Source organism: Ensifer sp. 2TAB8 (assembly GCF_052115125.1).
Classification (GTDB): domain Bacteria; phylum Pseudomonadota; class Alphaproteobacteria; order Rhizobiales; family Rhizobiaceae; genus Ensifer.
This window is the reverse complement of record NZ_JBFRGB010000023.1, coordinates 51754-70840: the sequence shown is the minus strand read 5'-3', so window position 1 is coordinate 70840 and position 19087 is coordinate 51754. Positions and strand designations below refer to the sequence as shown.

Annotated in this window: 16 protein-coding genes and 2 pseudogenes; 9 read left to right on the top strand and 9 right to left on the bottom strand. The window is 58.1% G+C overall.

What is annotated here, in order from left to right; all coding sequences use genetic code 11:
• Nucleotides 1-3: 3 nt before the first annotated feature.
• From trbJ to traI, 6 genes and pseudogenes are all read right to left on the bottom strand, one after another.
• A pseudogene (gene trbJ / locus AB4Z53_RS27800) lies at nucleotides 4-792 on the bottom strand (P-type conjugative transfer protein TrbJ); the annotation flags it as partial.
• Complete coding sequence (locus AB4Z53_RS27795) at nucleotides 764-3220, bottom strand: conjugal transfer protein TrbE (RefSeq protein ID WP_441598778.1); 2457 nt, start codon at nucleotides 3218-3220, stop codon at nucleotides 764-766. The pseudogene trbJ and the gene AB4Z53_RS27795, both read right to left, overlap by 29 nt.
• Nucleotides 3221-3224: 4 nt before the next feature.
• The gene (locus AB4Z53_RS27790; protein WP_291162618.1) at nucleotides 3225-3524 is read right to left on the bottom strand and encodes a conjugal transfer protein TrbD; all 300 of its coding nucleotides are present in this window, start codon (nucleotides 3522-3524) and stop codon (nucleotides 3225-3227) included.
• Nucleotides 3517-3891 (bottom strand): TrbC/VirB2 family protein, encoded by a 375-nt coding sequence (locus AB4Z53_RS27785; protein WP_291162621.1) that lies wholly within the window; start codon nucleotides 3889-3891, stop codon nucleotides 3517-3519. Before AB4Z53_RS27785 ends, AB4Z53_RS27790 begins: the two co-directional genes overlap by 8 nt.
• Nucleotides 3881-4858: a P-type conjugative transfer ATPase TrbB gene (gene trbB, locus AB4Z53_RS27780; RefSeq protein WP_441598777.1), complete on the bottom strand. Its 978-nt coding sequence runs from the start codon at nucleotides 4856-4858 to the stop codon at nucleotides 3881-3883. The genes AB4Z53_RS27785 and trbB overlap by 11 nt, the downstream gene beginning before the upstream one ends.
• Before the next feature lie 10 nt (nucleotides 4859-4868).
• Entirely contained in the window at nucleotides 4869-5495 is a 627-nt protein-coding gene (gene traI, locus AB4Z53_RS27775; protein ID WP_291162628.1) for an acyl-homoserine-lactone synthase TraI, read from the bottom strand.
• A 528-nt stretch (nucleotides 5496-6023) separates the two neighbouring features.
• Between traI and AB4Z53_RS27770 the strand changes: the two genes are divergently transcribed.
• The 7 genes from AB4Z53_RS27770 (at nucleotide 6024) to AB4Z53_RS27740 (ending at nucleotide 13765) form a co-directional block, all read left to right on the top strand.
• Entirely contained in the window at nucleotides 6024-6392 is a 369-nt protein-coding gene (locus tag AB4Z53_RS27770; protein WP_441598776.1) for a MarR family transcriptional regulator, read from the top strand.
• A 175-nt stretch (nucleotides 6393-6567) separates the two neighbouring features.
• Nucleotides 6568-6786: a hypothetical protein gene (locus AB4Z53_RS27765; RefSeq protein WP_441598775.1), complete on the top strand. Its 219-nt coding sequence runs from the start codon at nucleotides 6568-6570 to the stop codon at nucleotides 6784-6786.
• A 310-nt stretch (nucleotides 6787-7096) separates the two neighbouring features.
• Nucleotides 7097-8359, top strand: coding sequence for a plasmid partitioning protein RepA (repA, locus tag AB4Z53_RS27760; protein WP_113535856.1), 1263 nt, complete (start codon nucleotides 7097-7099; stop codon nucleotides 8357-8359).
• Nucleotides 8356-9372 (top strand): plasmid partitioning protein RepB, encoded by a 1017-nt coding sequence (gene repB, locus AB4Z53_RS27755; protein WP_441598774.1) that lies wholly within the window; start codon nucleotides 8356-8358, stop codon nucleotides 9370-9372. The genes repA and repB overlap by 4 nt, the downstream gene beginning before the upstream one ends.
• Nucleotides 9373-9580: 208 nt before the next feature.
• A complete protein-coding gene (gene repC / locus AB4Z53_RS27750; RefSeq protein WP_441598773.1) occupies nucleotides 9581-10795 on the top strand; it encodes a plasmid replication protein RepC in 1215 nt (404 codons plus the stop codon).
• A 526-nt stretch (nucleotides 10796-11321) separates the two neighbouring features.
• On the top strand, nucleotides 11322-11717 hold the full coding sequence (locus AB4Z53_RS27745) for a hypothetical protein (protein ID WP_441598772.1): 396 nt from the start codon (nucleotides 11322-11324) through the stop codon (nucleotides 11715-11717).
• A 287-nt stretch (nucleotides 11718-12004) separates the two neighbouring features.
• On the top strand, nucleotides 12005-13765 hold the full coding sequence (locus AB4Z53_RS27740; protein ID WP_441598771.1) for an adenylate/guanylate cyclase domain-containing protein: 1761 nt from the start codon (nucleotides 12005-12007) through the stop codon (nucleotides 13763-13765).
• Between the two features lie 375 nt (nucleotides 13766-14140).
• On the opposite strand, the gene AB4Z53_RS27735 is transcribed toward AB4Z53_RS27740, so the two are convergent.
• Complete coding sequence (locus tag AB4Z53_RS27735) at nucleotides 14141-14989, bottom strand: PhzF family phenazine biosynthesis protein (RefSeq protein WP_441598770.1); 849 nt, start codon at nucleotides 14987-14989, stop codon at nucleotides 14141-14143.
• Nucleotides 14990-15327: 338 nt separating this feature from the next.
• Complete coding sequence (locus AB4Z53_RS27730) at nucleotides 15328-15498, bottom strand: hypothetical protein (RefSeq protein WP_441598769.1); 171 nt, start codon at nucleotides 15496-15498, stop codon at nucleotides 15328-15330.
• Nucleotides 15499-15960: 462 nt separating this feature from the next.
• Between AB4Z53_RS27730 and AB4Z53_RS27725 the strand changes: the two are divergent.
• A pseudogene (locus AB4Z53_RS27725) lies at nucleotides 15961-16225 on the top strand (integrase); the annotation flags it as partial.
• Nucleotides 16226-16398: 173 nt separating this feature from the next.
• A complete protein-coding gene (locus tag AB4Z53_RS27720; protein ID WP_441598768.1) occupies nucleotides 16399-16602 on the top strand; it encodes a kynureninase/PvdN C-terminal domain-containing protein in 204 nt (67 codons plus the stop codon).
• Nucleotides 16603-18203: 1601 nt separating this feature from the next.
• Here AB4Z53_RS27720 and AB4Z53_RS27715 read toward each other — a convergent pair.
• Nucleotides 18204-18998, bottom strand: coding sequence for a hypothetical protein (locus AB4Z53_RS27715; protein WP_441598767.1), 795 nt, complete (start codon nucleotides 18996-18998; stop codon nucleotides 18204-18206).
• Nucleotides 18999-19087 lie beyond the last annotated feature (89 nt).

Genomic DNA, 19087 nt, shown 5'->3' with positions numbered 1-19087 from the left:
GAGAGGTTCTTCGACGCGACCGTCAACGACATCCCGAAAGGTCAGAAGATGGAGCCACGCTGCCTGCGCTAGATCCTTCTCGGTCTGCTCCGACTGGAGCCAAGTGCCCATCAGCGTCATCTGCTGCGAGACGAGACCGCGCAGCTTCTGCATCTGGCTAACTTGCTGGGTAGCGATTTGATGCCCGACTTGCAGCGCCTTCATTTGCCCGTCGGCGGATTGCGACATCGATCGGAGCTCGTTCATGGTGCCCTCCTCCGTGTCGAATTGATCGGCCGTGAGGCTCGCTGCTCTCAAGGTGCCGGCGATGGTGTCGCGATTTGTGTCTGACCATGACTGGTAGGTCGAAGAGAAACTCTCCCCGCTCGGCAGGTTGGTTTTCAGATCCGCGTAGCTTCTGAAGCGTTGCTGCAGGACGTCATCGGCGTTGCCCATAGAGAACGCGATACTCTGACCCTTGTCGACGATGCTGCGGAGCTTGTTCAGGTCGCGCTCGACTTCGCCCCAAATGTGCTTTGGCAACTGCGCCGTGTTCTGGAGCATGTTGTCATAGATCTTCAGCTGGTTTTGAATCTGCTCGGCCAACTGGCTGATCTGAGTAAGCTGGTTGTCGACCTGCAGACCATTGCTCTTGAGGAGATCGACGAGCTGAGCATTGTTGGCGAGCTGGGTCCACTCGGTGGCGACACCCGTCGCGGAACCGGCACGTGCTGACAGCGGCGCGCAGGTGAGGAGAGCGCAGGCAACCAGGCCTGCCAGTGTCCTATTCGATTTTGAGCAACGATGCGGCATCGTGGACTCCTCTTGTTTCGAGCCAACGGATCGGCCAGTCCCGGCCATGTTTTGATCTGAGCGTGCGAATGCGCTTGAGGTCCTCTTTGCCGGACGCCCCGACGAAGCTCAGTGCAACGGGACCCAACGCCATATCGAACAGGCGGCGGCCCTCGGGCGTAGCAACGTAGTATTCGCGCTTGGGCAGAGCCGTCGAAACGATTTCGATCTGCCGGTCATTGAAGCCGATCCGCTCGTAGAACTCCCGCGTGCCGGACTCGCGCGCGGCGCCGTTCGGCAGGCAAATCTTGGTTGGACAAGATTCTTTCAGCACGTCGATAATGCCCGAGCGCTCGGCATCGGAGATGGACTGGGTCGCGAGCACGACTGCGCAGTTTGCCTTTCGCAGCACCTTCAGCCATTCGCGGATTTTGCCGCGGAACACGGGATGGCCCAACATCAGCCAGGCTTCGTCCAGCACGATCAGACTTGGTGAGCCGTCGAGCCGCTTCTCAATCCGTCGAAACAGATAGGTCAGCACTGGAACGAGATTGCGCTCGCCGAGATTCATGAGGTGCTCAATTTCGAAGCATTGGAAGGACCGAAGCGTCAGGCCGTCCTCTTCGGCGTCCAGCAACTGGCCCAACGGGCCGTCGATTGTGTAGTGATGAAGCGCATCTTTGATATCACGCATCTGTACGCCGCTGACGAAGTCCGACAGCGATCGCCCGACTGCTGTCGACATCAAGCGGATCTGGCGGGAGATGGCGTTTCGGTGGTCAGGCGTGATCGTTACCCCCTGCAGGGAGATAAGCATTTCGATCCACTCACTCGCCCAGGCACGATCGCCATCGGTTGAAAGCTCAAATAGCGGGCAGAACGCCAACAACTTCCCCTCTTGTCCTTGGTCACCGCCGATCTCGTAATGGTCGCCGCCGGCCGCCAGCGTGAGCGGCAGGAGTGAGTTGCCTTTGTCGAAAGCGAAGATCTGGGAGAACTCGTAGCGCCTGAACTGCGCTGCAATCAGCGCCAGCAACGTCGACTTTCCAGAGCCGGTGGGGCCGAAGATGAGGGTATGGCCGACATCGTCGACATGCAGGTTCAACCGGAACGGCGTCGAGCCACTTGCCACCTGCATCAAGGGCGGAGAACTGGCTGGAAAATAAGGGCAAGGGGCAATCGGGCTTCCTGACCAAACCGAGTTGAGTGGGACCAGATCCGCGAGGTTGCTGGTATTGATCAGTGGCTCTCGAACGTTGCAGTACCAGTTGCCTGGAAGACTGCCGAGATAGGCATCTGTGGCGTTAAGCGTTTCGATCCTTGCACCGAAGCCTTCAGCCTGTATCAACCGGCGGACCGTCTCGGTTTTCTCCTGTAGTCGTCCCCGGTCTTCTTCGAAAAGGATGACGACCGGCGTGTAGTATCCGTAAGCGACCAGCTGTGACGATGCCTGGGCAATCGCGTCTTCAGTCTCGGCAACCATGGTCATTGCGTCTTGATCGAGGGATCGGCTCTGTGTCTGAAACAACTGATCGAAGAAGGGCCGAACTTTCTGCTGCCACTTCTTGCGGGTCCGCTCAAGCTTCTGACGCGCCTCTTGCGCGTCGAGGAAGATGAAACGTGACGACCAGCGATAGCTGAGGGGCAACAAGTCAAGGCGATTGAGAATTCCCGGCCAGCTTTCGGCGGGAAGCCCGTCGATGGCTACGATGCCGAGATACCGGTTTTCGACCTTTGGGGTCAGTCCATGCTGAAGTTCAGCCGTTGCAATCCAGTCGAGATAAAGGGGCACGTCCGGCAGTCGGATCGGATGGTTCTCGCCTGTGATGCAAAACCGAGCGAACTGAAGAAGCTCGTCATAGCGGCCGATCCGTCCAATTTGCCCCTCGTCGACCAAACGCGTTTCCATCCGCCGGATCGAAAGGGTGTTCGCAAAGTATTGTTCGAGCTCGCGAATAGCGTTCTGGAAGGTGAGAAGCGCGGTATCAGCATACGTTTCCCGGCGGCTTTCGCTATCCGAGTAGACGTATTTGCTGAGACCCACCTTGTGGGATTCGGCGGGACGGTGCGTGAGAATGAGAGCGTGCTTGCTCTCGAAGTGGCCCTGTTCCCGTCCGAAGTGCTGCCGACGTTCGACATCGATCGCGCGTGTCACGGGGTCGGGAAAATGACACCGATCTTCTGAAGGGTAGTCGACCGTCGGTATGCGAATGGCTTCGACCTGTATCATCCAACCGCTGCCAAGCCGCGAGAGGATAATGTTGATCTGCCGCGAAAGTTCGTTTCGCTCGAGGTCAGTGGCACTTTCGCAGTCAGGCCCGGCGAAATACCAGCCGGCCATCAGGCTCCCATCTTTCAAGAGGAGCACGCCATTATCAACCAGGCCTGCGTAGGGAACGAGGTCGGCGAAGGACGGACCTTTCGCCCGAAGGTGTTTGAGAGCGACCATCGGTTCAGTACTGCCGCCACGGGGAGCTGGTCGCTCTGTAGTAGGGTTTGTAGGAAATATGCCGCAGATAGACCTGTCGTATCAGCGGATCGGATTTCGCCATCAAGCGGAGTATTCCGATGATCGCGAACCATAAGGCCGTACCGAAGAGGACCGAGTAAGGCGTGAGCACGACAAAGATCAATATGACTGCGGCCAGGCCTGTGATGAGCACCAGTTCCCTGTCGGCGCCCATCAGGAGGTTCGGGCGCGACAGGGCGCGGTGAATGCGATTGCGCTGAAGACGGGACAGATGCTCAGCCACGGGCGCACTCCCCTTCTGCAACCAGCGTCGTTGCTTGCGGTTCGGACAAACCGATGGAAGCTCCGGTCGCGCCGAAAAGAGCCACGATTTGCGTTGCTCCTAGCAAAACGCCAGCGACGAGAACCACGTACATCAGACGTCGCGCGAAATCGTTCAGCTCACCGCCGAAGATCAGCATTCCGCCGGCGATTGCGACCGCCGCGAGAGCGATGTAACCGGCGACGGGACCCGTGATGGACTCTTGAATCCGCTCGAGCGGTCCCTCCCAAGGCAGGCTGCCGCCGGAACTGGCCAATGCAGGCACTGTGGTCGCGAATAAAACCGTCGCTGCAATGAGTCCGGGCAGAGCCCTGTTTTTACGCGACATTCAGCGCCTCCTGTTCTTCTGTCAGTCCTTCAGATTCGATCTGGTATTCGCCGTTCACGAAGCGCTCGACATGGATGACATCTCGAACGCGGCGGCCGCGGGATGTGCGCTCGATGGAGACGATGAGATCGACCGCCTCGCCGATCACTTCCTGCATCGGCTGTTGGCTTGCCTCCGCAGTCAGTTGCTCAAGGCGCCGCAAGGCGGATGTCGCCGTGTTTGAATGAATTGTCGCGACCCCTCCGGGGTGACCGGTATTCCACGCTTTGAGAAGGGTAAGGGCCGCTCCGTCGCGAACCTCTCCCACGACGATGCGGTCAGGTCGCAGGCGCATGGTACTTTTTAGCAGTCGCGCCATATCGATCGTGTCACTGGTGTGGAGGAGAACCGCGTTGTCGGCGGCGCACTGGATCTCGGCGGTGTCCTCAAGGATCAGAAGCCGATCTGTAGGCGCTCTTTTGACGACTTCATCGATCACAGCATTGGCGAGCGTCGTCTTGCCTGAGCCTGTCCCACCGGAAATGACGATGTTAAGACGAGCCCCTATCGCGCTGCGGATGATGGAAGCCTGACCTTCCGTCATTACGCCGGTCCGCACGTAGTCGTCCAAAGGGATCAAACACGACGCACGCCGGCGGATGGTGAACGCAGGTTTTGCCACGACCGGTGGCAGCAAGCCCTCAAACCGATGGCCTCCGATCGGAAGCTCACCGGAAATGATGGGTTGGCCCGTGTCGACCTCCGACTGGAGGGCGTGGGCAACCGTGCCGATAATCATCTCTGCCGCGGCGGAGGACATCTCGCCGGCGGGGGCAACAGCATGCCCGAGGCGTTCGATGAAGAGCTTCCCGTCCGGATTGAGCATGATTTCGACGACCTTCGCGTCTTCAAGGGCGGCGCAGAGCTGATCTCCGAGAGCTTCCTGCAGTTTGCGCACAAGTCGAGGATGGGATCTAAGCTGGTTCACTGGCTTTTCCCTACGCTGCTCGGTCAAAAGGGAGAGAGATATTGGACCGGTAGTTGGCAGGGCGGAGTTTCAGAAATGTCCCTTGGTTTGCAGACAGAATGCCCGCCACAGCCATTGTCACGCCGATCTTCTTGGGCTCACCAAGACGCTGAAGAGGCCAATCGACACGGGCGAGAATCCTTTCGAACCGAAGGTCCGTGACAGTGACGATTTCGGTAAAGCCGTTTGCGAGACACCATTCAAGGATGCCCGCGAACATGGTGAGCGTTGCCTCGTGAACGGAGCCCGCTCCACGCCCCTCTTCAATTGATGTGTCCACGCAGAAGCGCGAACTCTCGATCATCCTCGGATGGGAGTTGAGACGTCCGTCCGGAAGGAGTGAAGGGAAAACCTGGGTCAACATGGTCGGACCCTGCGCCGGAAGAAGACGTGCACAACCTATTAGTTGACCGGTGTCTGCGACCGCAAAAATGTACGTCGGAGGAATTGCGTCGAAGCGATCCGATTCTTGGTCGCCGGTAGCAGCAACTTTCCAACCCAGCCGATCGCGGAATATGCGGGCACGCAGTCGATGGTGGCTGTGGAGAAGCTGTGTCTCTTCGCTGTTTCCCGGCCTCGATATGGCGAAAATCTGCATGATCTTTCTCCGTCGCGTGTTGATCGGTGAAAAATCAGCATGAATCGAAGAGATCCGATAGTTGCAGGATTCTACAGGGTTTCGCGAGAAACGGGAGCTGAAATCAATGGAATAATGGGGTCCCCTAGCATCCGCGCGTTTCGCGGGTTGGAAAATCGCCTTGTCGTCGCCTTGTTTGCGAATGCAATCGCCGGCGAGGAAATCGCGATCGTGGTCTCGACATCGTTCTCGGCAGTTGAGGGCCCGGCTTAAGTGCACCTCTTTCCCAACAGCTGGCCCCTTCGTTCGGATTGGGCAAATCGGGGAACCGGACCTAGGTCTGGTGCAGCCACCCAAAGGTCCTAGCTTTGAGCTGACACTTTACTGTCGAAAACAAGATAGAATGTCCCTAAGCTGGCTACAGCGACAAACGCCCTTGCAAGAGACTTGCTCATGATACCACCCTTCATCGACGCGATTGCGTACAAACCCGGCAGGTTTCGTAACTTCGTTCCGCGTTATACAGTCATATATCGGATAGTATAAGAGATGACAAGCGCACTCAATGCACATTTGCAGAGCCAGCTATTTTCCGCCTACGCCCTGCACGAGGTTCTCGACAAACCAATCGAAGGAGAGACGCCGCAGTCGCGGCTCAAGCAGGTCGGAATGATGACGGTGCTCTATATGATGCATCAGAGCCACGAAAAGCTAACGCTCTCGAATATCATCAAAATCACCGGTTTGACGCGCAATGCCGTGGCGGAATCAGTCGATCCGCTTGTTGAGCGAGGCATACTGACCGAGACGATTGTGAAGAACTCGATGGGGCGAGGAACTGCCCGGCAGTTTGAGTTCCGTCAGGGGGTTTTCGATCGTCTAAGAATGGGCGCTGAGCAGGGAACGGCTGGATCTTAGTGGCGGATTTCTGACATGAATGTCCCATGGCAAGGTCTGCCAGGCGGCGAGCAATAAAGGAGTGATGCCTTAACCCCTTCCCATCCGTCTTCAATGGTTCGCGACCGGTTTCTCCAGCCCGGCGATCACACGCAGAAGCGTGGACTTGCCGCAGCCTGAGTGGCAGCAAGAGTAGATGGTAAAGCACGGTTACGGCGGCAGGACCTTTGGCTGTAGAGAGGTTCGCCCCAGCCTGAAGGCTTTCTCGGATACCGGCGACTTCTCGCCAGAGATCTTAGAACTGCTCGGAATCGTGCCTGCCGGCATCATTCACTCTCAGGTCTTTCTTCCAGCAAAAGGCACTGGCGTGCGGTTGGCAATGACGGTGGCGGAGTTGGCTTTCCTGGCTGCCTGAATTCTTCTGTCGTTTTGGGTCCGAGAGAAATCAACAGGATTCCGAATCGGGTCGGGGTTGTAGTTTCGACGACTTCAGAGGGAGTGGCGCAGCCCAATTGGTCAGGAATCTGCACGCGAAATGTGCAGGAGTTGCAGGATTCACAGGAGAACAATTGGGGCCCAGAAGGGATGGAGAATTGGGCTAAGGTACGGTAGATAAACAGAAAAGTTCGATCTGACGCCGATCGTTTTTCGGTGGTGGTTTAGACCTTGTTAACCCTAAACTTCTGGACGATGTCAGGGAATCATGTTCTAGCTCTTGGCGGGCAATGGTCGGCAAACCGGCTTTAGGCCGCCAAGAGGGAAAAATGGCGATAGCTAGACGCGCAGAAACTGACGTTCAACTCAAGGAAGATGCTGCCGCCAAGATCTTGCGGCACGCCGGCCTTTTGTCGAGCCAGCTGCAGCAGCTGCGAACCCGCATGTACCCGCCGAAATCCGAAAAGACCTTGAGGTCATTTCTCACCAACGAAGTTTCGAAGCTGACATCCATACCGGATTCTACCCTGAAGCTGATGTCATCCGAGGGGCGCGGGCCGACGCCAAGCCGCCTTGAGAACAATCACCGGGTCTACACGCTCGCCCAGATCAACGAGCTTCGCGAGCTGTTTGCGAAGCAGAAGCCTGCGGAATCTCTCCGGTTCCTGCCTCGCCGCCGCCCGGGTGAGCACCTCCAGGTTCTCGCTATAGCGAACTTCAAGGGCGGTAGCGCCAAGACGACGACGTGTGTTCACCTTGCTCACTATCTCGCATTGCAAGGCTATCGCGTTCTAGCACTCGACCTCGATCCCCAGGCATCGCTCTCTGCCATGTTCGGAGCGCAGCCGGAGATCGATGTCGGCGCCAACGAAACGATCTACGCCGCGCTTCGCTACGACGATGCCGAGCGGCGTCCGATCAGGGACATCATTCGTAAAACCTACTTCGATGGCGTCGATCTTGTTCCCGGCAATCTCGAAGTGATGGAGTACGAGCACGAAACCCCTCGTGTCCTGGCGAATAAGTCGAGTTCCGGCGCGATCTTCTTCGAGCGCCTGAAGCTTGCATTGGCGGAGGTCGAACACGACTACGACATCGTCATTCTGGATACGCCGCCGTCCCTTGGCTTCCTGACCCTGAGCGCGATCTATGCTGCCACGAGCATGGTGATCACGGTTCACCCAGCCATGCTGGATGTGGCATCCATGAGCCAGTTCTTGCTGATGATGGGCGATCTGATCAGCGTCTTGAATGAAAGTGGCGCCCAGCTCGACCAGGATTTCATCCGATATCTCGTGACGCGGCATGACCCGAACGATGCCCCGCAGTCGCAAGTCGTCGCAATGTTACGGCATATGTTCGGGACCGACGTTCTCCTGCCCACAGCCATCGAAAGCACCGCCGTAGAAGCGGCCGGCTTGGCGAAGCGTTCCATATACGAACTCGAATTGGGCCAGATTGGCCGCGATACCCATAAGCGTGCCCGCGAAGCCGTCGACGCGGTCAATGAAGCGATTATCCGCCTTGTCAACGACAGCTGGGGACGGACATGAGCAAGTCTTCTCGCAAGTCAATTGTCGCGAGCTTCGGCCTGTTGTCCGCGGAATTGGAAAACAAGCTCGCAGATGACCCGCAACCGGCGCCTGCTGCCCCCTCACCGCGTGTCGGCGCGGGCGTTGTCGGTGCTGCACATCGCGCTATCGATGATATCAGGGCCGAGCGCGATCGATTGAAGGCGATCGTCGAGGCTGGCGGGGGCGCGATCCTTGACCTGGATCCTGCGCTTATCGACCCTTCCCCCTATCCGGACCGGCTGGCGGATGATGACGCCACCGACTTTGAAACGTTTAAGCGTTCGATCGAGTCCGAGGGACAAAAGGTACCGGTTCAAGTCCGACGCCACCCGTCGTTTCAAGGCCGCTACCAGGTTGTCTATGGTCATCGGCGCTGGCGTGCTGCCAAGGAGCTTGGCCGGACGGTTCGCGCGCTTGAGGTTGATATTTCCGACCTGGATCTAGTCGTCGCACAAGGCATCGAGAACGCGAACCGACAGGATTTGACTTGGATCGAGCGAACACTGTTTGCCTCGCGAATGGACGATGCCGGCATAAAGGCGCGCAACATCTACGCGGCGCTCTCGATTGCGGATGCAGAGCTCGCTCGAATGCGTAGCGTTTATCGGGCGGTGCCTGCCGACGTGATCGAGGCGATTGGGCGTGCGCCCAAGATAGGTCGACCGCGATGGATAGAGTTCGCGAAGACGATAGCAAGCGATCCAGGATCTTTAGCGATGGTTCGTCAGGTACTCGCAGAAGCGAGTGACGGCGTCTCAGTGTCGGATCAACGCTTCCAGCAAGCTTTCGAGGCAATAAAGCCGTCGAGCCGGCCGCCGGAGAACAGTAACGAGCTGGCGGACACGGCAGGTAAAAAGCTGGGTGCCTGGAAGATCTCGCCCAAGGAGCTTCGAATTTCCGCCGATGGCCCACTCGGCCTGGAGTTTGTGAAATTCGTCGGCAAGGAGTTGCCGGCCCTCATTGAACGCTTCTCTCGAGAACGTGAAGGCTAGAAACCCTGACAGCTGTCAGGTGACTCATTCGATAAGGGAATATGGAAAGGAACACCGCAAAAGAAAAAGGCCCCCAAACGTTGCCGTCGTGGAAGCCTCTCTCATCGTTTAGCAGCCTGAGAATCGCATTTCCACGAATCACAGTCAAGAGTCTTTGGCATCGGAACGGGTGAGCGGACGTCTTTTGCCTGAAGGTAGGTGAAAGAAGATGCAAGGTGGAAATGTGACGACGCCCTTCGGGCGGCGGTCGATGACGCTCGGCATGTTGGCAAGCCAATATATGTCGCGTGAAATCGCGCCCGAGACATCGGCTGACAAGTGGAAACTCTTCCGAGCGCTGTGCGAGGCCAAGCCCAAGCTCGGCATCAGCGAACGTGCTCTTTCGGTCATGAACGCCCTTTTGAGCTTCTATCCGGAAACGATCCTTTCTGAGGAAAACGGCCTCATCGTATTTCCGTCGAACATGCAGCTCTCACTGCGTGCTCACGGCATGGCGGAGGCAACGTTGAGACGCCACATCGCAGCTCTTGTTGACGCCGGATTGCTTTCGCGCCGCGACAGCCCCAACGGCAAGCGCTACGCCCGTAAGGACGGGGCGGGCGCGATCGATGAGGCCTACGGGTTCTCACTTGCTCCATTGTTGTCGCGGGCGCGCGAGATCGAGCAAATGGCCGCAGAGATTGAAATGGAACGATTGCAACTGCGCCGTCTTCGCGAACGCCTGACGATTTGCCGCCGTGACATCGGCAAGCTGATTGAGGTCGCTCTCGACCAGGGTGTTCGGGGCGATTGGGAGGCAATCCACGAGCATTATCGGAGCCTGGTGGTCGCTATTCCGCGCGTTGCCACGGCAACCGCGATCGCACCGATCCTGGAAGAACTGGAGATGCTAAGGGAAGAAGTCTCCAACCTGCTGGAAATGCGCGTAAAATCTCAAAATTTGAGCGGCAATCCTGATCAAACTGAGCGGCACAAACAGAATTCAAACCCCAAATCTACCTATGAACCTGAACCAAGCTCTCGAAAAGAGCAGGGGGCGAAGCCGAGCAAGGCGGCCGCGCTGCCGAGCGAGCCGCTAAAGACGTTCCCGTTGGGGATGGTGCTGCAGGCGTGCCCGACGATTGCCGACTATGGGCCGGGGGGCGTGATTGGCAGCTGGCGTGACCTGATGCAGGCGGCCGTGGTGGTGAGAACGACACTGGCGGTCAGTCCGTCCGCCTATGAGGATGCCTGCGAGACGATGGGAGCCGAAAACGCGGCCGTCGTGATGGCCTGCATTCTCGAGCGAGCCGGGCATATCAACTCGGCCGGCGGATATCTGCGCGATTTGACCGCGAGAGCGCGGCGCGGTGAGTTTTCCTTGGGGCCCGTGCTGATGGCGCTGTTGCGCTCGAGGACCGGTGAGCACCGGAAGGCGTCGTGATGTTGGTACCGCAGCGGCGGGTGCTCGCTCCCGCCGGTTGGTTCTGAAAACCTGTTGTTCCGCGTCAGTCGCGAGCTTGCTCGAGAACCGAAAGAGCCGCTTACTCCGGCCGAGGTGGAGGACTAGGGGTGGTATTCTACAGACCATCAATTGCAACCGGCTGCCGACGCGCTGGTCGGAACAAAAACGGGGGCCCCTGCTTGAGGCGCTTTGGTGGCTGATTGCTGTTTCGTCATTGCGCCTGTAGTCCGGCACGGGATGTCTAAGCTATCAGGTGGAAAGGCTAGTCTCAGCTTGCGCGAAAGGCGCGAGGCAAGAGGCTCGGCCATCAGACCGGAGAGCGCCCCAGATCGAATAGACTAGCGCCGAAGGTCATGGCCCTGACTGCTTAAGGACACAGCTATCGCTGGATAGCACGCGATCTCGGCGTCAGCAAAAAGACGGTCGCTGACATCGTAAAGCGCGAGAACAGGGATGATGTAGCTGCACCGCCAGCCGGATTGACCGCAATATAGAGGAACGCAAAATGCAGGCTGAAGACGATGGGCCTACTCTGGCACGGGGCATTTTGAGAGTCGGGACGCTCTTCGCAGTTGTCGTTCTCATCGCTTATTCGTTCTTGGATTTATTCAGCGAGAGCGCGGCTCTGAACCGCCTATCGGCGACTGCTGCAAAATATGCCTATACCGAAAGATGCAATGCCGAAGGCAATCTAATTGCGACAGGGCAGCCCAATTGCGTCGACCTCAATCACTATGTGTTCGTCTACGGTCCCGTCAGCAAAGCCTTTCGAAGGGCCTGCGCGGGAAAACCGGCAGAGCTGCTGCTGTTCGAAAAAGGAAAGGTGGCGAGAACCGAAATCAACCGTGTGGAGAAGATGCTGAGGTTTCGGGCTCAAAACGGAGCGAATTCTCCCTGCTGATACGGTGCTCCAAGCCGGGATAGCAGGTTTTGTGGTCACCGGATGAGCGGCGAGCCTCGCTTAACGTGTCTTTGCGTCCCCAACCGGAACCGACCCCAGTGGCGGCGAAGCGGACTTGGCCGGCCTTCCCACTGGTTCGGCCAGGTCGCGAATGACTCTTCGTAGACACGACGCGAAGCAGTCTGACTTCGCTCTGGGCCACTGATTGCGGCCAGTCGCGGCTGTGCTATCGTGTCACCAACCAGACTCCGCAAGGGAGCCCAGGTGACCAACTGGGGCATTATCGAGTGGTGGAGAAGTCCGTTCAGCGCCGTCTGGCTGCCATCCTAGCGGCCGATGTAGTCGGTTACAGTCGACTCATGGGCGTGGACGAGGACGGCACTTTGACGCTCGTGCGGAACCTCCGCGCCGAGGTCATCGAAGCTAGCATCGCCGAGCACCAAGGTCGGCTGTTTAAGTCTATGGGAGATGGCTTTCTCGCGGAATTCCCAAGCGTCGTGAAGGCCGTGGCCTGCGCAGTTGCACTCCAGAAGGATATCGCAGCACGGAACGCAGAGCTGTCAGAAGGCAGGGCCATCCAACTCCGTATTGGCGTCAACTTGGGGGATGTGATTGCTGAGGATGGCGATGTTTTCGGTGAAGGCGTGAACGTCGCTGCGCGGATCGAGGGACTTGCCCCGGCGGGCGGCATTGCTGTCACCGGCATGGTTCATGACAACATAGGAACTCGCCTTGATCTCTCGTTTGAAGACATGGGTGAGCAGCAACTCAAGAATATCGCCCAGCCGGTCCGGGTCTATAGTCTGGGAGCTCCCTCAGGAACATCGGTGCGAGCAACAGCGGTAGAACGTATCAAACCGTCCATAGCAGTACTGCCATTTACCAACATGTGTGGTGATCCCGGGCAACAGTACATTTCCGATGGGATCACCGAGGATCTCATTACTGAACTCGCCCGCTTTCGCGGCCTATCCGTAGTAGCGCGCCACGCGTCGTTTCATTTCGCCACCAAAGGAAAAAGTCACATCGAAGTAGCGCGGGAACTGGGCGTTACCTACCTCGTTGAGGGAAGTCTACGCAAACTGGGGGACCGAATACGCATCACAGCCCAGTTGGTCGATGCCATAACCGGCACTCACGTCTGGGCCGACCGCTACGATCGCGACGCGCAGGATATCTTCGCTGTCCAGGACCTTGTAGTGGCCGCAATCGTAACAATGCTAGAGGGCCGCATGTACGATGCGGAAGCAGCAAAAGCCCGTGCAAAACCAACCACCACCTGGTCGGCTTACGACTGTCTGCTACAAGGCCGCAATCTATGTGACCATCAACGTGATGCCGAAGCCGTACCCCTACTTGAGCGCGCGATTGCCGCCGATCCACATCTTGCACTTGCTCATGCCTGGCTGGCGATAGCTCTTACAATGAGCAATGTCATCGTGCTCGATGACGATCAGATGGTTAAGGCTGAGCGCGCTTCGAAACAAGGGCTGGAACTAGATGCCAACGATGCCACGTCTCATTGGGCAAGAGGGCTGTACTATCTTTGGACAGGCGACCATGACCGTTCACGCTTTCATCTTGACAGGGCGCTGACGCTCAATCCGGCCGATATACAGATAAAGGGCGACTACGCGAACTGGCAGCGCGCCAGTGGCAGCCCAGCCGATGCGTTGGCAACAATCGATGCCGCCATAGGTTTGGGTCCGTTCGTCCCCGATTGGTTTGCAGCGGTTCGCGGCCTGACGCTGTTTGACCTTACTCGATATGCTGAGGCAGTCGACGCGCTCGAGAGTGTCCTCGAGAATGTCCCAGTAAAACGTTCCATTGGTTTCCTGTACCTAGCCGCCGCGCGCGCGCAATTAGGCGACTTAACTGGTGCAAGTGAAGTGATCGCCAAGGTGAAGCTGGTGAAACCGGATTTATCGCTTCGGAATGTGATCCAGGTACTGCATTACGCGCGCCCTGAAGCTCAGCAACATTTGATCGACGCATTGCGGAAGGCGGGGTTGCCGGAGCAGTATGTGCACCCCTTACGAGCAAGTTGAGTTAACCTCTGCTTGTGGCCCATTGCTTCTTTTGGCTGCGCGACAAACATCGGTCGCTTTTTGTGCATGGCGGACGCCGGCAAGTCGTCCGCCCGACTGATTTATGGGTTCACGGCCCAGGACGCGGCCGTTGCTGGAGCATTCAAAAAAGGCGGCCAACCAGAAGAACCCGGTGAACCTGGAGACCCAAAACTGCAATCGATACAATGAAAGGATTTCGCTCGATTGGTCTGAGCGACACCATAGAATTGCGCAATTCTGCGGCTGCCGGAGTCGTGCAATGGCGAAATCATGCCTTCCAACATGACCGTCCGGCGAAGGCCGCGGGGCAGCCTGATCTGGTAGAGACTTCAATGCTGCCAGTGCCAGTTCAAATTAAACGGCTGCAACACCCTCGATACACGTCGTCACGTCGCCGCCGATCCAAATCTGGTCCTCGATCTGCTCCACATGAACACGTCCTTCCCTTCCAAGGACGGTACCCTGGCTGGCAATGTACGACGAGGGCGCGATGCCGTTTCCTATCAACCACTGGGCGATGCCAGCGTTTAGGCTGCCGGTTACAGGATCTTCAAAACCGGCCGCGGTAAAGGCGCGCACCTCGAAATCCGCATCCCGCCCATCCTTTATGGGATCCCAGGGGGCAACAACACCGCCCCGCAACCCGGAAAGGACGGCAAAGTCCGGACGCAGCGCCAAGACGTCAGCCCTGGAGCGTAGCAGGACAGCCAGCCAACCAGGACCATTGTCCACCCAGTTGGCGTCGACGATGTCATCGTAGATCAGTCGCAGACCTTCGAGGGCTCGCGTGAGCGTGTCGAGTTCCACCGGGCCTGAGCGGCGTAGCTCGGGGGCTTCGAAAGCAAGCCGTTTTTTGTGGCGCCGAATGCGGATAAGTCCTGCTTCGCACTCCTGGATAATGTCACCACTCTTTGGCCGCCCACCGGAAGACAGCCAGACGTGACAACTCCCCAAGGTAGGGTGGCCCGCGAAGGGCAATTGAGCAACGGGCGTAAAGATGCGAACGCGATAGTCGGCAACTGCCGACTGCGGCTGTAAGAGGAAGGTCGTTTCGCTAAGGTTCGTCCAACTCGCGAAGGCAGCCATCTCAGATGCGGTCAAGGAATCTGCTCCGATGACAACCGCCAACGGGTTACCTAGCAAAGCTCTGGAGGAGAAAACATCTACCTGCTGGAATGAGTATTTTGTGGTTCCGTGTCTCACTATGAGATCCTAACGTTCTAAATTTATGCGGCTTTCCGCATTTGGCGTGACTCTGGCTGTCTGCCAATTCCATGGAGAGGATCATCGCATGCGCGCTGGCAAGGTCGTCGGGAAGCTGATCGGCCACATCGGTCATGGCGGGATGGAATCATATTCGCTTCCGCCGTGCTAGCGGTTTTGCTCATCCCGCAGACGTCGGACGCCAGGTTTCTCGCGACATTCGCCAGTCGATGCCTTCGAGCAAATAGCCGAGCTGCGCCAGGGTGACTATCACCGTGCCGTCAACCGCCGATGGCGAGATAAAGCGGCACCTTGGCCGTCATGCCAGATCACCTTGATCAGCCCCCGCTCCGGCCGCGAAAGACGAAGAGATGGCCGATCATCGGATCGCGCTTCAGCGTCTCCTGCACCATCAGCGACAGGGCGAGCCCCGGCGCATGTCGGTATAGCCGGCCACGAGCCAAACCGTTACACCGCTCGGGATCGGGATCATCGCCGCTCCTGCACATCGAGGATCCGGGCCAGGGAATCCGTATCGACGTCGCTCTGGACGCGCAGGCGACGGCCGCCGCTTCGTCATCAGGTTGACCTTCCTGCGCGGCCGGGAGACTGGTGGCAACTCCGGCGATGCCTTCGGTGGCGGCACTGGTAGGGCCTCGACGACCTCCACGGGAACAAGTTGCGGCACGGCGGGCGCGGATATCTGGCAGAGCTCCTTGCGCCAGCGGAAAAGCCGGCTCTCATTAATGCCGGCCGACCGACCTCCGAAACGCGGGCCCCCGGTTCAAATTTCGCCGCGACGAGACGCTCCTTCTCGTCCTGAGACCAGCGCCGAGGCCGTTCGACCGACGTAATCACCTCAATCTGATGCTTCGTCCTAGGCCTACTCTAGTGTTTGCACTAGGACTTGCAGCCTTCGGCCTACCTGAGCAAGCCGGTCGTTACCGGTCGTTACCGGAGGGGTACCTTCCGACGACGTCGCGACGCTCAAGCATCTCACAAACGAAGGCATGGGCGAAATCGCGCTTCGGGCGCTGGCCTCCCCTCCCCTCCCCTCCCCTCCCCTGGCCGGCGCACCAGAGTCTCGCCCACCATCTCTCGGGTCTGGACAAGCGCATGGAGGATCCGAGCGATGGCATGCCGGCGGACGTGGAAGCTGGTTTGCGCTGCCGACGTCTTTTTGATGGCGATGGGCACATCGCTCCGGAGACCGTTCGACGCCGACAGACGAGTTTTGGTCAGGAATCGCACGGCGCGTCGAGGGTAGTTGCGATGCCCGGCCTCTTGAAACAGGCAACGGACGCCCAGGCTCTCACCGCCAACCCGACGCCCCTGTATCTAATCATATTGCTGCCCAGGCTATCAACACACCTCTCTCCCATGTGGAGCGCGGCAGCCAAGTCGCCCTGATGCATGAACACGCCTGGCCGATGATGCAGGCGCTGATCGACGCGGGTGTGATAGGAGATTTCCGATCGCCCGATATTCTTAGGTTTGGCTTCACGCCGCTCTACACGTCATATGTTGACGTCTGGGATGCCATTCGGTGCTTCGAGGCGGCATGGAGACCCAACGATGGCGGCTGTCGCAATACTAGGTGCGCAAACTGGTGACGTGAACGAGCTCCGAAGCGCCGCATAGCCAAACTCAAACGTCAGCGATGATGTTGGCGCGCAGGCGATCAACTCAGCCGAGACGCCAAAGCTTTGTGACGATCCGTCTTAAATGGGGGCGGAGCCGCGGAGGTCAGCGACGGGAACTGCACGCGGCCCACACCAAGTCAGCTCCTGAACAGCATCCCGCTTAAGCCGGCGGGGCAGCAAGAATGAGGATCGCGAGCACGGTTGGTCGTCAGAAACTGGAAGGATCGCGAAGAAGCCAGCGGGGAAGCTGCTGACGCGCGTAACCGAGCTCACAAGTCGGTCGAAACTTTGTCGGCTGACTTGGCGAAGAAGCAGGGTCCCCTCCCCGGCTTTGTCGATCGTGGCTAGCGACACTCGTTGGCGCCGGATCGGTGGACGAGCGATGGCTCCAGAAATCAAGTCTGACGGTTCATCATTCCCTCTTCTTTCTTCCGAAGAGGCGCAAAGCATTGAATGAATGTGAAATTCCGTCGATGCCGAAAGTCGGGTTCGAGGGTTAGCATGGAACTTGTTCATGTGCATTGAGGCGGTCGGCGCACGATTAAATTCCTCTGGATGCGTATCTACCCGCGAGGCGAAATTGACTAAGGTACTGAAAACAAAGAGCATTGTATCGATATTGCCGACCGGCAACTTCTAGCCAATTGCAGCACTCGTGCGCCCACTTTCAATGACTTGCTGCGTTTGAGGTCCGCCATGCTTCTGACCGTGAAGTATCGCGGCTGTAAAGGATTAGGCCCTGACGTTTGGTCGAGTGGTGATTTGAGTAGTTTTTTGAGAAGCGCGGACTAGCGCTGCTGAGAGAGATTTGGCGCTTTCGCGGCGCTGCTTGGTCGCCAAAAGCCTGACAGCTGTCAGGCTTTTGGAACCCCGCGTCGTCGCAAGGGCGGACTTCTTAGCCGGCTACTGAAATGCGACCGAGCACGAAATCTCGCCATCGTCTGCGGAAATTGGGTGACCGCGCTTGCTCGCCGCATCCGGTGTTTGCCGGGTTTGATGCAAATGGCTGCATCGTCACCCGTATGAGGCAGATCGCTCTTTGGAACCTTGAATACTCAAGGACTAGTGAGTTCTGCGGGAACGAGCCGGAACTCGTCCATGATCGCGGTTTCGAAGGATCCTGACTGAGTGAGCAAAACGCTTTAACGGCTCCCGCGTAATCACTGAAAACCCTGACATCTGTCAGGGTTTTGTTGAGACTCTCGGCTTTAGAGGAGGCTCGCCTGCGCAGGCGCGCGTTGGTTCGATGGTCCCGTCGCGATTTCCACTGCGAGAAAGCCGACGTCGCTTTAATTTTCCGCCGGCTTAGACATGAGCCAGGAGTGGCTGAACCTGGCGTCCTTATCTAAGCTTATATGGGTGAGTGAGGCCGAAACGCCTTGCCTCATCAAGAAGGTCCCGAAGGTATGATGACCGCCACTTCCGCCCTCGCCCAGTGGCAGCTTTGGTATTGCATCCAACTGCCCAACGATATCGCGTGGGCCAGAGCCAGCTTGATGACCTGCTGCCCTGGGCTCACACCGCCAGGCAGTTCATGGCCGTAGCCTGAGAACAGCGCGCACAGCAGACCGTCAGCGCGAAACCGGGGTCAGCGTCAGCACCTCGCTGTTGGTCTTGCACGAACCCGGTACGCCGTTGATGCAGCCCTTGGTGGTTTGCTTGATGGTCAGCGTAGATCCGTCGCCGGACGGACCGATCTTGTAAGTGCCGCTGCCGGCGCCTGAAAAACCGCCCCCCGCAAGCACATACTTCACAGTCCCGCCCGAGCGCGACGTTGGCGTGTAGACGAAATCCGCAGTGCCGCCGGGGAACTTGCCGACAACCTGGAACGCCTCGTTCAGCTTCACCACAGTTCCACTGACCTTGATCCGGGCTCCGCCACCGGTGACCGCCCACGGGCCGGGACAACGCTTGTCCAGCACATGTTCGGCAATCCGGGCAGCGTCGTCCAGATATGCATCGTCGTCTGAAAAGCCGGTGAAGCTGTCGACAATGTCACCATCGGGGTTCGTTTTGGTCTCTATGGTCCAGTCGGCTTTCCCGGCGCCGAATGTGATACGCCCGCCAATCAAAAAGTCTGGCATCATCGTACCCAGCTTCTTTATCGCTGTGGTCGGGTCGGCATACTTGGACTGCTGAAACTTCTGTTCCTTGATCACCTCGTCGATCCGGCGCCATTCGACAACCTTTCCCGCGCACCACGCAAACTCCCCGCCGTCGTCCAGCATGGTGAGAAGGTGGTGTAAGATGGCCTCACCCAGACCGTTGCCAGCAAACTCCCGTCCGGGATAGTTGTCATCGGAGATTGTGCCGACCGCCAACGCCACATCGGCTTGCTGCGCTGGTGCGATCGTCGATGACAGCAAGACAAGCAGAGGCGCACAAAGCACTGGAACTGCATGCGACAGTCGTTTCCGAACTTGCACCTGGATGCCCCCCGCTCGCGGATCTTGCG

Coding starts and splice junctions, on each gene's coding strand:
- AB4Z53_RS27795 (WP_441598778.1), bottom strand. CDS start 3,220: ATGGTCGCTCTCAAACACCTTCGGGCGAAAGGTCCGTCCTTCGCCGAC.
- AB4Z53_RS27785 (WP_291162621.1), bottom strand. CDS start 3,891: ATGTCGCGTAAAAACAGGGCTCTGCCCGGACTCATTGCAGCGACGGTT.
- traI (WP_291162628.1), bottom strand. CDS start 5,495: ATGCAGATTTTCGCCATATCGAGGCCGGGAAACAGCGAAGAGACACAG.
- AB4Z53_RS27770 (WP_441598776.1), top strand. CDS start 6,024: ATGACAAGCGCACTCAATGCACATTTGCAGAGCCAGCTATTTTCCGCC.
- AB4Z53_RS27765 (WP_441598775.1), top strand. CDS start 6,568: ATGGTAAAGCACGGTTACGGCGGCAGGACCTTTGGCTGTAGAGAGGTT.
- repA (WP_113535856.1), top strand. CDS start 7,097: ATGGTCGGCAAACCGGCTTTAGGCCGCCAAGAGGGAAAAATGGCGATA.
- repB (WP_441598774.1), top strand. CDS start 8,356: ATGAGCAAGTCTTCTCGCAAGTCAATTGTCGCGAGCTTCGGCCTGTTG.
- repC (WP_441598773.1), top strand. CDS start 9,581: ATGCAAGGTGGAAATGTGACGACGCCCTTCGGGCGGCGGTCGATGACG.
- AB4Z53_RS27745 (WP_441598772.1), top strand. CDS start 11,322: ATGCAGGCTGAAGACGATGGGCCTACTCTGGCACGGGGCATTTTGAGA.
- AB4Z53_RS27730 (WP_441598769.1), bottom strand. CDS start 15,498: ATGTGCAGGAGCGGCGATGATCCCGATCCCGAGCGGTGTAACGGTTTG.
- AB4Z53_RS27720 (WP_441598768.1), top strand. CDS start 16,399: ATGCATGAACACGCCTGGCCGATGATGCAGGCGCTGATCGACGCGGGT.